This window comes from Marinomonas transparens, from assembly GCF_016463975.1.
Classification (GTDB): domain Bacteria; phylum Pseudomonadota; class Gammaproteobacteria; order Pseudomonadales; family Marinomonadaceae; genus Marinomonas; species Marinomonas transparens.
Window position 1 is genome coordinate 175,828 of sequence record NZ_JAEMNX010000003.1, and the last position, 15,430, is coordinate 191,257.

The following is a 15,430-nucleotide window of genomic DNA, read 5'->3' on the forward strand; positions in this document are numbered from 1 at the left end:
AAAAAAGAGCCCTATATAGGGGCTCCTTTTTATTAACTCAATAACAATGAGTATGAACTTTCTATTTTACTAGGTTATCTTTACGTTTTGGGAAAATACGACGCACGATCACAAAAAATAAAGGTACAAAGAAAACCGCTAACACGGTTGCGGTCAAGGTACCACCAACAATACCTGAGCCAATAGAAACACGGCTATTAGCCCCTGCTCCAGTGGATACAGCTAAAGGCAAGGTACCAACGATGAAGGCCATCGACGTCATAATGATCGGACGCAAACGCAGGCGAGCCGCTTCTACTGCCGCTTCCCACACACTGAGACCCCGCATATAACCTGCCTCAGCAAACTCCACAATCAAGATGGCATTCTTTGATGACAACCCTATGGTCGTCAACAATGCTACCTGAAAATAAACATCATTTTCCAAGCCTCGAATGTGCGCCGCTGCTGCCGCGCCGATCACCCCAAGAGGAATCACCATCACCACAGAGAAAGGCACAGTCCAACTTTCATACAAAGCGGCTAGACAGAGGAAAACAACAAGAATAGAAATACCGTAAAGCGTATACGTCTGGCCACTGGATAAGCGTTCTTGGTAAGACAGACCACTCCAGGTTCCTGAAGTCCCAGGAGGCAAGTTATCCGCAATGCGCTGCATTTCGTCCATTGCCGCACCAGAGCTCACACCAGGAGCACCTGCACCCTGCACACCATAAGACGCCACCCCATTAAAGCGCGACAAGGTCTTAGGACCAAAAGTCCATTCACTCGATGCAAACGCTGAAAAAGGTGTCATTGTATTATCGTTACTACGTACATACCAATGCTGTAAGTCATTAGGAGTCGAACGATATTCCGCCTCTCCCTGCATATAAACTTTTTTCACTCGACCACGGTCAATAAAGTCATTGACATACTTTCCAGCCCAAGCACTACTCAAGGTATTGCTAATATCAGATAAAGACAAGCCAAGCGCCGAAGCTTTTTCTTGATCAATATCAATATGTAATTGCGGCGCTTCAGACTGACTACTTAAACGAACACCCACCAATAACGGGCTAGTACGAGCATTATTCAATAAAGCATCACGCATTTTTAGCAAGGTATCACGACTTGTATTTCCTGATGCCAGAAGCTCAAATGAAAAGCCATTCGTTTGGCCAAGACCTTGAATCGAAGGCGGAATCAGAGAAAAAATTCTTGCGTCGCGAATATGAGCCAAAGCACCATATGAGCGCCCAACAATAGCGCCAACACTATTCTGTGGGCCAAGGCGCTTAGACCAGTCAGCTAATGCCGCAAATGCGAGACCTGCATTCTGCCCAGTTCCCATAAAGTTAAAACCAGAAATGGTAAACAAAGCATCCACATTGGCTTTCTCATCGACTAAAAAGTGATGCTCTACCTCACGCATCACTTCATTTGTGCGAGACATAGAAGCCCCCTCTGGCAAAGACACCATCACAATGATTCGCCCCTGATCTTCGGTAGGCAAAAAGCCTGTCGGCAAACTCATCATCAAATAAGCTAAACCAGCAACAATAACCCCATAACCCAACATCCAGCGAACAGGTTGCTTAACAAGTCGTTCAACGCGGCCAGAATACACACCCGTTGCACGATCAAAATTGCGATTAAACCAACCTCCTAACCCCTTTTGTTCAGCATTATGATCCTTCGCTTTAAGCAGGGTCGCACACAACGCTGGCGTTAATGTTAGGGCAACAACAACAGACAACACCATTGCCGCCACAATAGTGATAGAAAACTGACGGTAAATAACGCCCGTCGAGCCACTAAAGAAAGCCATAGGCAAAAATACAGCCGACAATACCACTGCAATACCAATCAAGGCACTGGTAATTTCTTTCATCGACTTGAGTGTCGCTTCCTTAGGGGGAAGCTTCTCTTCTTCCATTACCCTTTCGACATTCTCCACCACTACAATCGCATCGTCGACCAAAAGACCAATCGATAAAACAATACCAAACATGGTCAAGGTATTAATAGAAAAGCCAAACAACTCTAGAACACCAAAGGTTCCTAAAAGCACAACAGGAACCGCAATCGCTGGAATTAAAGTAGCGCGCCAATTCTGCAAGAAAATAAACATAACGAGAATAACAAGCGCTATCGCTTCAAACAGAGTTTTTATCACCTCCTCAATAGAGATTTTGATAAAGGCGGTATTATCTACTGGGTAAGCCAATTTATACCCAGCCGGAAAATCTTTTTCCATTTCCGCCAATACGTTTTTAACCCCTTCGGAAGTCGATAATGCATTTGCTCCTGGCGACAACATAACCGCCAAACCAGACGCTGGGTGACCATTCAGACGAGCAATGAAATTATAGGACTCACTGCCCAACTCAACCTTGGCTACATCACTAAGACGAACCGTAGCGCCACTGTCATCATAGGCCAGGATAATGTCACGGAATTGCTCTGCCGTTTGCAACTTAGATTGCGCAGTAACCGTAACATTCAACTCCTGCCCTTTAGCAACTGGATAAGCTCCAAGACTACCGGCAGGAACCTGAGTATTTTGCGCACTAATAGCATTCGATATATCGGAAGGCATTAGCTTATAAGACGCCAGCTTTAGAGGATCAAGCCAAACACGCATCGAGTACTGGGAACCAAACACCTGAATACTACCAACACCATCTACACGAGCGATAGGATCTTGTATCGTCGATACCAAAAAGTCAGAAATATCAGAAGCAGAATCCGTATCGGTTTCGTCGTAAATAGCAGGAATCAACAAAAAATCGGTATTAGACTTTTTTACCGTGACACCATTTTGTTGAACAATTTCAGGGAGACTCGAATTCACTTGTTGAACTTTATTCTGAACTTGCACCTGAGCGATATCAGGATCAGTACCCTGCTCAAAAGTTACGGTAATACTTGCACTGCCATTTGAGGTACTTGACGAAGAAAAATACAATAGACCATCAAGACCAGTAAGTTGCTGCTCAAGCACCTGAGTAACACTATTCTCTACCGTTTCAGCAGAAGCCCCAGTGTAAGTAGCAGAAATACTGATTGAAGGTGGCGCAACATTAGGGTATTGAGCAACAGGCAAGGTATAGATAGAACCAAGCCCAGCCAACATAATGGCAATCGCAATAACCCAAGCAAAAACCGGACGATTAATAAAAAAGTGAGCTAACATAATGTAACTCCCTTAGTTCGACAATGATGTCGTTGCGGTTTTTTGAGCGATCATAGCACCAGTTTGAGAGTCTAGCTTCAACTCAACAGTAGTAACACCACTACCAGGTCGAACGTTTAACGACCCTTCAACCACCACTTTATCCCCAGCTTTAATACCAGCGACAACCAGCCATTGATTACCAACCGCTCGATCTGTTTTTAGAATGCGTTGCTCAATCACATTATCTTTGTTGACAACATAAGCAACCGGATTGCCTTTTACATCACGAGCCACACCTTGCTGAGGCACCAATAACGCAGAGTTGTAAGTCGCTTCATGGATCTCACCACGCACAAACATACCAGGCAATAACAAGTTATCCGGATTGGGGAACTCAGCACGCAAGGTCACACTACCAGTAGATTCATTAACGCTCACCTCGCGAGCTTTCAACGACCCTTCATATTGATATTTTGTACCGTCTTCCAAAATCAAGGAAACATGGTTACTGCCTTTTTCTACATCGTCTTGAGCCAATAAATTACGCTGCTTCAATTGATCTAAACTGGTTTGTGATAAATCGACAAATATTGGATCTAATGAGCGAACAGTTGTCATCACAGTCGCCTGACTTCCAGTCACCAAGGCGCCCACCGTCACTTGAGAAATACCAATGCGACCATTAATGGGTGAACGAACTTTCGTATGACTTAAATTAATTTTCGTATTCTCTAGAGCCGCATCAGAGCCTTTTTGTCGTGCTTTTGCTTCTAAATAGGCAACACGAGCATCATCTAGGTCTTGCTGGGATACATTATTTTTTTTGCGTAACGAGGCATAGCGGTCAAATTTCAACTTCGCCGATTTCATGCTCGCATTGGCCGATTCTAAATCCGCCTGAGCCTGTTTATAAGAAGACACATAAACAGAATCATCTAGCTCATAAAGAAGATCTCCTTCTTTTACGTCTTGGCCCTCATCAAACAGGCGTTTTTCTACAATGCCACCAACCTGTGGTCGAATCTCAGCAACCAAACTTGACGCTGTGCGCCCTGGAAGCTCTGTCATCAACTCAACTTTCTGAGGTTGAATAACAACAATACCAACCTGAACTTTAGGTGCGGCTTTGGGAGTAGCAACCGCACTTGGTTTTGCGTCTTCCTGACAGCCTACAAGAAGCGCCAACACGAAAGCAGCTGAAGCATATTTAAATTTAGACAACATCGAGGAGAAATCCTTAAATTATAGTGAGAACGAACGTTCGTCTTCACTATAATTCAACGACCAGTACCAATATACGACTAAACGTGCAAATAAATGAGAACTATTAAGTTAGTTTATAATAATCCGCAAAGATATGACGTTTTGTTATCGGCGGGAAGAATACGAAAAGAAAGTTTTCAGCGACTTAATTATAGATAAATAAAAACCAATACAAACGCTTAAAGTGTCACGTCATGAGCATAGACAGGATCAAGCTTGGATTGAATAATGCTAGGCATATACTGAGAGGCCATTCGTATCGCATTGAGTTTCATTTTGCCAAGAATACCGCCCTGCATATGATATAAAGCTGCATTATCCTTAGACATTTTCTGTACGCTAGTCGCTCTTGGTTTACGCATTTTTTCGTAATGGTCCAACGCTTCTGCCAACGGCAACTTCACCAAAGACTGCGCTAAAACATAAGCATCTTCAATCGCCATAGCGGCACCCTGCGCCATAAAAGGCAACATAGGATGACAAGCATCACCCAATAAAACCACTCGATCTTGGTGCCAGCTTGGTAGTTCATCACGCCCATTCAACGCCCATAAGAAAGTGCTTGAAGCAGATTGTAATAATTCGCTGACTTCAGGGTGCCAATCGGCAAACGCGCGCCTCAGTTCTTGTACATCACCTTCTTCGCGCCACGACTCAGACTGCCAATCGCTACGTTCTTCCACAGCCACAAAGTTTACGTACTCGCCACCGCGCAGGTAATAACTGACAAAATGACGATTTGGGCCAACCCAAACACAGGCATCAGGCTTAATAGAGATCCCTCTCAAATCACTCACAGGAATCACGCCGCGCCATGCGACTTGCCCCATAAAGGTAGGCTTTTCTTTACCTAGCATCTGCTCACGAATAATGGAACGAATACCGTCTGCGCCAACTAACAAGTCTGCGGTGAGCTCTCGACCATCCTGTAGCACCAAACTCACCTGATCAACCGCTTGTCGATACTCAGAAACCGTGGCATTTAACATCAACTCTACGCCAATTTCTTCGCAGGCGTCAGACAAAACCCTATGCAAATCAGCACGGTGCAAATGCCAATAGGAGGCACCATAGCGAGCAACAGCGGACTTAGCCAATGGCATTTTGAGATAATATTCACCCGTTTTGAAATTCCGCATGGTGGCATATTGAGGGACAAAAGCATGCTGACTAAGCCCCTCATCAACACCCAGCTTCTGTAATACCTTTAATGCGTTAGGACTAATTTGTAAACCAGCGCCAACCTCACCTAACTGCAAAGCTTGCTCACACATGGTCACTTTAAAGCCAGCCTGAGCCAATGCCAGTGCTGCACTTAAACCACCGATCCCGGCACCAGCAATCAAAATACTATTCATGTTACTCACTCAGGCGTTTCTCCACGTTTTACGGTCATGCGCAAGCATAGTAACGAATCTCATACGCAATAAAACAGAGTTAAATCATCAAAAACCTATTTAAAACACTTCCTTTTCTTATTTATTTAGCGAAAACACTATGGCGCGATACTTGCTGACTTCCCAAAGGAATTTAAAACGGCTACTGTCGAAGAGGTAAGGCAATGAAATTCGGCCTTTTGCCTTACCTCATACAACATAGAAGTCTCCCCTAAGTGGGGCAGAGCACAAAAAAAGTACAGAGGACCGTACTATTTCAGTGCATGTCACCCTAGCTTTACAAAGAGAACGAGGTATAAATGGAAAATCTAACGAGCCAGTACCAGTCATCCGATTTTTTTGATGAACTGATAGACACAAAAGGAGAACCCAGATCTCCTGCAAAACAACTGCTAGGGTATTTGAACAGCCTATCAGAAGAAGAATTAGAAAAACGTAGACTCACCGCCGAAGCCACTATTCAGGAAATGGGTATTAGTTTTACCGTCTACACAGAGGAAGGCAACATAGACAGAGCATGGCCTTTTGATATCGTCCCTAGGACCATAGAAGCCTCTGATTGGCGCATTGCAGAAAAAGGTTTAACCCAGCGTTTAAAAGCGCTCAACATGTTTATCGACGACCTTTACCACGATCAAAATGTCATCAAAGATGGCATTGTCCCAGAACATATCATTAAAGACTCAAAGAACTTTCGACCGGAATGCATTGGAGTATCACCAGCCCATGGGGTATGGGCCCATATTTGCGGTACCGACCTAGTCCGTGCTGGCGATGGTGAATTTTATGTATTAGAAGATAATTTACGAGTCCCTTCCGGGGTTTCTTACATGCTAGAAAACCGTGCCATTACCAAGCGAGTTCTACCGGAACTGTTTGAAAACGAGCACATTTTGCCAGTTGGTTCGTATACCTCACAACTGTTCGACACCCTAGCTTCCCTGTCACCAAGAGACATAGAAAACCCAGAAATTGTTGTGTTAACACCCGGCATTTATAATTCAGCCTATTTCGAACACGCCTTTTTGGCCCAGCAAATGGGCGCAGAACTGGTTGAAGGCAGCGACTTATTTGTCGATGACGATGATTGTGTTTACATGAAAACCATTGACGGGCCAGAGCGTGTTGACGTTATTTATCGCCGTATTGATGACTTATTTATCGACCCAGAAGTGTTCGATAAAGAATCTGTGTTGGGTGTTCCTGGGCTCATGAGAGCATGGCGAAAAGGCAATGTGGCTTTAGCCAATGCTCCCGGTGCCGGTGTTGCCGATGACAAGGTGGTCTACGCCTATGTACCAGACATCATTCGCTATTTTCTAAAAGAAGAACCCATCCTTAAAAATGTCGAAACCTTCCTCTGCGAAGACCCAGAACAACAGGCTTATGTGCTCGCTAACCTAGACAAACTGGTGGTCAAGCCCGCTAACGAGTCTGGCGGTTATGGCATGCTAGTGGGGCCGCACTCCAGCAAAAAAGACCAGGCTATTTTTGCCGACCTTATTGCCGCCAACCCGAGGAATTACGTCGCACAACCCACCCTAAAACTCTCTACCGCACCAACCTTGATATCGAAAGGCACACTAGAACCTCGCCACCTAGATCTAAGACCATTTATTCTTCAAGGCAAAGACACCTATGTGACCACCGGTGGATTAACTCGAGTCGCCATGAAAAAAGGTTCCTTGGTCGTCAATTCGTCACAAGGTGGTGGTAGTAAAGACACTTGGATCGTAGAAACTAAGGGGCAATAATCATGTTATCTAGAGTCGCAGAACGCTTATTTTGGAGCGCACGCTATTTAGAGCGTGTCGAAAACACTGCCCGTTTGGTCAGTGTCTATGACGATCTACTGTTCGACTTACCAAGAGATGTGAAAGTCTCTTGGTATAACCTCATTGAAATAAACAGTGATGTAGAACTGTTTGAACAACGCTATAAAGTCAAAAACGAACACAATGTATTAAAATTTTTATTAGCTGATGACAGCAACCCAAGCTCTATGTTGTCTTCATTAAAAATGGTGCGTGAAAACATTCGCACGACCCGAGATGTAGTACCACAAGAAATGTGGGAGCTTATCAACGAACTAGACCTATACGCCCAGAAAAATATTAAACAAGGCATTAACCGTTCAGAACGTCACGTATTCATCAATACCATCATTGAAGGCTGCCAAAAAATCATTGGCTTGCTAGCGGGTGCCATGAGCCGTGACAGCGGGTGGCATTTTTTGACCATGGGTCGTTATGTCGAACGTGCTGATATGAGCACACGTATTTTAGATGCGGCGGTTTCTCTGATGCTACAGTCAGAAGCAGAAGAAAGTGTGCAACTAGGGCAAGTGGTCTGGTCGAAAGTCCTCAAATCACAAAGCGCTTATTTGGACTATCGCCGCACGATACGAACATCCATTAATGGTGCCAAAGCGGTTAGCTTCCTATTGCGTGATGCTTGCTTCCCAAGAAGTCTCAACTACTGCCTAAACCAAATGCGTGAAGCCGCGACCAAGCTGCCTCGTGCTGGCATAATTGTCGCCAATATCGATAAGCTACATGCTAAGCACTATGAAATAGGTACATCAGAAGATTTAAATAACGAGTTCCATGATTATCTAAATGATGTGCAACTGGACATTATAGAAATTGGTCACCAGATTACCGAAAACTGGTTTCATTTTCGGCAAGGAGACGCAGCATGACAATAAAAGTCGCGATTCAACACAAGACCACTTACGATTTCGACCGATTTGTCGATGTCGCACCGCATATTTTACGCTTGCGTCCTGCGGCGCATTCTCGTACCAAAATCCATGACTACTCCCTTAAAGTCTTGCCGGAACAGCACTTTGTTAATATCCAACAAGACCCGTTTGGCAACTTTCAAACACGTTTAGTCTTCCCTGAAAAAACCAACAAGCTTGAGTTCATTGTGGAAGTGATCGCCGATATGACGGTCATCAATCCATTCGACTTCTTTGTTGAAAGCTATGCGGAAAACTACCCATTCAAATACGACCAAGCACTGGACAAAGAGCTTGAACCTTACTTAAAAATCTCTGAGTCGTGCCCACTATTAGACGAATGGTTATCGACCGTTGACCATACAGAAACGCCAATCAACGATTTCCTTGTTGCGATCAACAGCCGCTTGGCGGGGGATATTGGCTATGGTATTCGTTTAGAACCCGGCGTACAGACCTGTGAAGAAACCCTTACCCTGCAAAAAGGCTCTTGCCGTGATACTTCTTGGTTATTGGTACAAATTTTCCGTAGTCTAGGCATCGCAGCACGCTTTGCTTCTGGTTACCTAGTGCAATTAACAGCGGATGTGAAAGCACTCGATGGTCCATCGGGCCCAGCAGAAGATTTCACTGACCTACATGCTTGGTGTGAAGTCTATTTACCGGGCGCGGGCTGGGTAGGATTAGACCCAACGTCTGGCTTATTCGCTGGCGAAGGTCATATTCCATTAGCCTGTACTCCTGAACCCGCATCGGCAGCCCCTATTGTCGGATTAGTCGATCAATGTGAATGTGAATTCAGCTATTCCAATACCGTGACTCGTATCCATGAAGACCCTCGTGTCACTAAACCCTATGCGGAAGGCGAATGGGAAACCATCAAAGCACTGGGTTACGCGGTCGATCAAGAACTGGAATACGGCGACGTTCGCCTCACCATGGGTGGCGAACCAACCTTTGTTTCCATCGATGACATGGATTCCGATCAATGGAATACGGGAGCATTGGGTGCAGATAAACTCAGACTCGCGAAAGAACTACTGATTAAGATGAAGCAAGAATTTGGCTCCAACGGCCTACTTCATCACGGACAAGGTAAATGGTATCCGGGCGAAGAAGTCCCCCGTTGGGCATTAGGTTGTTTCTGGCGCACCGATGGCGAAGCCCTATGGCATGATCCCAACTACCTAGCCAATGTTGATAACAACTACAACCATACCATCCAAGATGCCCAAGCATTTGGTGAGCACCTATGTGAAGCCCTTGCCCTCGATAAACGCTACCTACAAAGCACCTTCGAAGACACCCTATATTATTTATGGATGGAGCAATCACTCCCTGCGGAAGCCGACCCCAAAAAAGCCGACCTAAAAGATGATTTAGAACGCCGTCGCCTAGCCAAGCTACTAAACCGTGGCCTGAGCGAGGTCACAGGTTACGTTCTGCCACTCGAATTTGATGGTTACCAAAATACTTGGAACAGCTCCTTGTGGCCAATGCGCAGTGACGTCATCACCTTGATTCCGGGTGATAGTCCTATGGGTTATCGCTTGCCATTGAACTCTCTACCCGCCGTGGTAGAAGAAGAGGTCATTCCTGAAAGAGACCCATTCGATCCCCGTGAGCCCTTGTCAAAAAATGCCGATAATGCTCAAGCTGATGTTCTAGAAAGTGTGGCCAAGCAGCACTATGCACAATCAGAAGAAAAGCCATTAGCGCCCATAAAAGTAGTAAAAAATGTCATTCGTACCACGCTCTGTATTGAGCCACGGGATGGGATTTTGCATATTTTCATGCCGCCAATGACCCATCTAGAGCATTTCGTCAGTGCGGTACATCATATTGAAGCGGTTGCCAAAAAATTAGATCTACCGATTATTATTGAAGGTTATGAGCCGCCAAAAGACCCGCGTTTACAGAAATTCCTCATCACTCCAGATCCAGGTGTTATCGAAGTCAATATTCATCCTGCGGCAAGCTGGAAAGAACTGGTTCACAATACGGAAACCTTATACCACCAAGCTTACCTTACTCGCCTAGGTGCAGAAAAATTCATGTTGGATGGCCGTCACACAGGCACAGGTGGTGGCAATCATGTGACCCTTGGTGGGCTCACTCCAGCAGACAGTCCATTACTACGTCGTCCTGAATTACTGCAAAGCTTAGTGACTTACTGGCAACATCATCCGGGCTTGTCTTACCTTTTCTCTGGCATGTTTATTGGCCCAACCAGCCAAGCGCCACGTCCAGACGAAGGCCGCGACGAAGCCTTGTATGAAATGGAAATAGCCTTCCAAGACATGCCGCAAGGCTTTGTTAACGAACCTTGGTTAGCGGATCGCTTGATGCGAAATCTCTTGGTGGACATTACCGGTAACACCCATAGATCGGAATTTTGTATCGATAAACTTTATGCCGCAGGCAGTGCCAGTGGCCGCCAAGGCCTGTTGGAATTCCGTGGTTTCGAAATGCCACCACATCCACACATGTCTCTGGTTCAAATGCTGTTGTTACGTTGTTTAGTCGCACGTTTCTGGAAAGAGCCCTACAAAAAACCTTTGGTTCGCTGGGGCACCAGCTTGCATGACAAATTCATGATGCCGCACTTTGTTTGGCAAGACGTAAAAGAAGTGGTGGAAGACTTACAACGCCATGGTTACCCATTCAAATTAGAATGGCTGGCCCCATTTGAAGAATTCCGTTTCCCACATTATGGTCGTAAACAGATCGATGACATGGAAATCGAACTGCGCTGGGCGATTGAACCTTGGCATGTACTAGGCGAAGAAATCACTGGCACAGGCACGGCACGCTATGTGGATTCCTCTGTCGAACGTCTACAGGTGAAAGTCACCGGCCTAACCGAAGACAGATATGTTCTTAGCTGTAATGGCAGACGTGTCCCCATACGTTCAACCGGCAAAAAAGGTGAGTTTGTTGGTGCGGTTCGCTATAAAGCGTGGGCGCCACCCTCCGCATTACACCCAACACTGGGTATCGATGCGCCATTGGTATTTGACTTAATTGATACTTGGAATGGCTTGTCAGTAGGCGGCTGCACTTATCATGTGTCACACCCAGGTGGACGAACCTATGACAACGTACCGGTTAACAGCAACGAGGCAGAAGCCCGCCGCGTTAATCGCTTTTGGGATCATGGCTTCACCCAAGGAGGCCTATCTCCAGCACCGGAATTTGGCGCATTGGGCGAATATTATCCAAATGCCTACGTACCTCAACCTATGTCACCACCCGCTGAAGAACCAACAGGTGAATATCCGCATACATTAGACCTGCGTAAGAGGTATAATATGCTCTGATATTTAATTAATAGTTAGGCTCAAGTACATTATGCAATCTCAAAAAGGTTCTCCTGTTGCGCAGATGAATACGGCAGACGTCGTACCTGCGCAGGTTTCAAGCTACGATCAACCGATCAATGCCTATGATGAGGCTTTCAAGGAGAACCGCCAACCACGGCCACATTGGGAGCACTTACTCAAGAGTGTACGCGCTTTGGGCGATGAAGAGATGCTTAATAAACAGCGCCGTGCGCAACGTATTTTGCGTGAGGACGGCGCCACTTATAACCTAACCAGCGACCCACTGACACCCAGTGTCTGGTCGCTGGATCTTATTCCAAACGTTATTCATCACCAAGAATGGCAAGCCATCGAAAAAGGCTTAGTGCAACGCTCTACACTGTTCGATCTGATTCTTAAAGACCTTTACGGCCCGCAAGAACTGCTTAAAAACGGCATTATTCCTTCCGAAATTATTTTTAGTCACCCCGGATTTTTACGTCAATGTCATGAAGTTTTTGTGCCCGGCCCACACCAATTACTATTGCACGCGGTGGACATGGTGCGTGATAACACAGGCCAATTTCAAATCATTGGTGACCGAACCCAAGCCCCAAGTGGCGCTGGTTATAGCTTAGAAAACCGCACCGTTGTCTCGCGCGTCATCCCTAGTATTTTCCGCGATAGCCAAGTACACCGTTTATCCCATTTTTTTCAAACCCTCAAAGGCATGCTATCAAAGCTAGCCAGCGGCTGGACGGATACACCGCGCATTGTACTTCTCAGCCCCGGTGCCATGAGCAGCACCTATTTTGAACAAGCTTACTTGGCAAACTATCTAGGCTTTCCTTTAGTTCAAGGCAGTGACTTAACGGTTCGAAATGGTGCCGTGTGGATGAAATCCTTAAACGGACTTGCCCGTGTTGATGTGATACTACGTCGCGTGGAAGACGCCTACTGCGACCAAGCCGAATTACGAACCGACTCCTATTTAGGCGTACCAGGTCTGCTGGAAGTTGCACGTGCCGGTAATGTCGCCATTGCCAACCCATTAGGCAGCGGCATTTTAGAAGCACCAGCCCTATTGAAATTTTTACCTGCTATCAGCCAATTTTTAACCAGTGAAACCCTAGCGCTTCCTTCTGTGGCGACTTGGTGGTGTGGTGATAGCGAGGACTTAAACTATGTCCTAGCCAACATCAACCAACTCATCATCAAGCCCGCTATTCGTCGCCATAATAGCAACAGTGTCTATGGCCATACCCTAACGGACGAAGCAAAAGCCAACACCATTGAGATGATTAAGAAACAGCCCCATCTTTATGTGGCACAAAGCTATGTGCCGGGTTCTATGTCACCTATTTGGCGAGAGGGTAAATTACAGGCTAGACCGAGTTTACTACGTGCCTTCACCGTGGCAGATGACGACTCTTTTGCAGTGATGCCGGGCGGCTTATCCCGTGTTGGTGACACCTCAAAAGAGAGCATTGTTTCTAACCTATCGGAATCACAAAGCAAAGATACTTGGGTACTCAGTAATCAACCAGAAGTACCAAAATCCTTCGTTGCAGATACCCTTCTACAAGACGAAGCCCTGCAAACCAACTTACCCAGTCGTGTGGTAGAAAATCTATTTTGGATGGGACGCTATGCGGAGCGTGCTGAAATCAGCATGCGTCTATTACGCACCTTATTCAAACAAATGAATGGTATTGACCCCCTCCCCGAAGACAGCCTGCGCATATTGCTCGAAACGGTCTCTACCCAAACCGAGTGCTTACCGGGTTTCATTGATGCCGATGCAGCACTACTGGCCAACCCAGATGAAGAACTCGTCGCCATCATCACAGACGCCACTCGTCCCGGGTCAATCAAAGCCAATTTACACGCCATGTTAAGCTGCGGTGAACAAGTAAAAGAAATGCTTTCCGCAGATACGCGCATCATCATTAACGAACTACGTGACCACATTCATGATCTGGACCGGGCTTATATTAATGGCTTGCCACCCGCGCCAGAAGAATCATTAGATAGCTTGGTTACCTCCCTATTAGCCCTATCAGGCTTAAATCACGAAAGCATGCTGCGTGGCTTAGATTGGACCTTCCAAGAAATTGGCCGCCGCACCGAGCGGGCCTTGCAAACCGCCAAGCTATTGCGCTCTTCCTTGACGAAACCGTTACCCGGCGCACAGCAAAAACAAATACTTGAGTCCGTTTTATTAAGCGTCGAAGCGTTAATTTCATTCCGCCGTCGCTATCGAAATCGCTCAAGAGTCGCCTATGGACTCGATCTATTAATGATCGACGGCTCTAATCCAAGATCCTTGTTGTATCAAGTGGAACAACTGCGCAAATACATGAAAGAGTTGCCAAGAAACGATGTTCCCACTGCTGGATTAAGCCCAGAAAACCGCCTAATCATTAAATCTCTGAACGACATACAGCTCGCGGATTTAGAGGCACTTTCACAAGTAGATGAAAGTTCACAAACACGTCTGGCACTAGAACAACTCATGACCCAGCTGCTGGAACAACTTGAACAATTTACCGCCTTAATCAGTGATAAATATTTTGATCATACCGAGAGGCCACAGCCATTAATCAAAAACAACTGGGAGGCGAACCTATGAGATACCGAGTTCGCCACATAACGGAATATAGCTACGGTGCCCCTGTCAGCCTGTGTTACAACATGGCCCACTTATTACCAAGAGACACCCGAAACCAGCGCTGTCTCAACCACAAAATACAGATAAACCCTCCGCCAGTTTATCAAAACGAAGGGCAGGATTACTTTGGCAATCAGACCTTCTATTTTTCGATTCAAGAGGCCCATAAAAAGCTCGTCATTGATGTCACCAGTGACTTCGAAATCACACCGTTAGACGCGTTACAGTGGCAAGCCAAAAGCAGCCTCACCTGCGGCGAACTACGTGCCATGCTCAATGCGCCAAACACACCGGATTTGCATATGGCGAAGGAATATCTATTAGATTCGCCACAAATCCGCCGTTCACAAGCGTTAAAAGATTATGCTCAGGCAACCTTTACGGACGATCAACCGCTTCTATCCGCAGCCTTAGCCTTTACCCATAAAATATTCACCGAATTCAAATTCGACCCAGATACCACCACAGTGGCAACGCCTCTTGAACAAGTGCTTGAACAACGTAGTGGCGTTTGCCAAGACTTTGCTCACCTTGCCATTGGTTGCTTACGCTCAGTGGGTATTCCTGCTCGTTATATGAGCGGCTATTTGGAAACCTTGCCACCACCGGGGCAAGAAAAATTGGTCGGCGCGGATGCTTCCCACGCTTGGTTTGCCGTATTTGTTCCGGAATTAGGCTGGGTTGAATTTGACCCAACCAATGACATCATGCCAAGTGACCAGCACATAGTCACCGCTTGGGGACGAGACTATGCGGACGTCACGCCATTACAAGGAGTCATTTTTGAAGGCGGGGGCTCTCAGCAATTGGCTGTCTCTGTCGATGTACAAAGGCGCTAATATCGGTAACAAATGTATTCAGATAAAGCAAAGATGATGATTTTTGCTTTATCTC

The 15,430-nt window shown here is 46.0% G+C and carries 8 protein-coding genes; 5 read left to right on the plus strand and 3 right to left on the minus strand.

Annotated elements, in window-relative coordinates:
- Positions 1-61: 61 nt before the first annotated feature.
- The 3 genes from I8J31_RS05530 to I8J31_RS05540 form a co-directional block, all read right to left on the minus strand.
- On the minus strand, positions 62-3,178 hold the full coding sequence (locus I8J31_RS05530) for an efflux RND transporter permease subunit (protein ID WP_199467276.1): 3,117 nt from the start codon (positions 3,176-3,178) through the stop codon (positions 62-64).
- Positions 3,179-3,190: 12 nt separating this feature from the next.
- On the minus strand, positions 3,191-4,384 hold the full coding sequence (locus I8J31_RS05535) for an efflux RND transporter periplasmic adaptor subunit (RefSeq protein ID WP_199467277.1): 1,194 nt from the start codon (positions 4,382-4,384) through the stop codon (positions 3,191-3,193).
- Between the two features lie 218 nt (positions 4,385-4,602).
- Positions 4,603-5,781, minus strand: coding sequence for an FAD-dependent monooxygenase (locus I8J31_RS05540; RefSeq protein WP_199467442.1), 1,179 nt, complete (start codon positions 5,779-5,781; stop codon positions 4,603-4,605).
- Between the two features lie 338 nt (positions 5,782-6,119).
- On the opposite strand from I8J31_RS05540, the gene I8J31_RS05545 reads away from it, so the two are divergent.
- The 5 genes from I8J31_RS05545 to I8J31_RS05565 are packed head-to-tail and all read left to right on the plus strand — an operon-like array spanning position 6,120 to position 15,375.
- Entirely contained in the window at positions 6,120-7,574 is a 1,455-nt protein-coding gene (locus I8J31_RS05545) for a circularly permuted type 2 ATP-grasp protein (protein ID WP_199467278.1), read from the plus strand.
- Positions 7,575-7,576: 2 nt separating this feature from the next.
- Positions 7,577-8,521: an alpha-E domain-containing protein gene (locus I8J31_RS05550; protein WP_199467279.1), complete on the plus strand. Its 945-nt coding sequence runs from the start codon at positions 7,577-7,579 to the stop codon at positions 8,519-8,521.
- A complete protein-coding gene (locus I8J31_RS05555) occupies positions 8,518-11,883 on the plus strand; it encodes a transglutaminase family protein (protein WP_199467280.1) in 3,366 nt (1,121 codons plus the stop codon). Before I8J31_RS05550 ends, I8J31_RS05555 begins: the two co-directional genes overlap by 4 nt.
- A 31-nt stretch (positions 11,884-11,914) precedes the next feature.
- Positions 11,915-14,497 (plus strand): circularly permuted type 2 ATP-grasp protein, encoded by a 2,583-nt coding sequence (locus I8J31_RS05560; protein ID WP_233402605.1) that lies wholly within the window; start codon positions 11,915-11,917, stop codon positions 14,495-14,497.
- Entirely contained in the window at positions 14,494-15,375 is an 882-nt protein-coding gene (locus I8J31_RS05565; RefSeq protein WP_199467281.1) for a transglutaminase family protein, read from the plus strand. The genes I8J31_RS05560 and I8J31_RS05565 overlap by 4 nt, the downstream gene beginning before the upstream one ends.
- Positions 15,376-15,430: the final 55 nt, after the last annotated feature.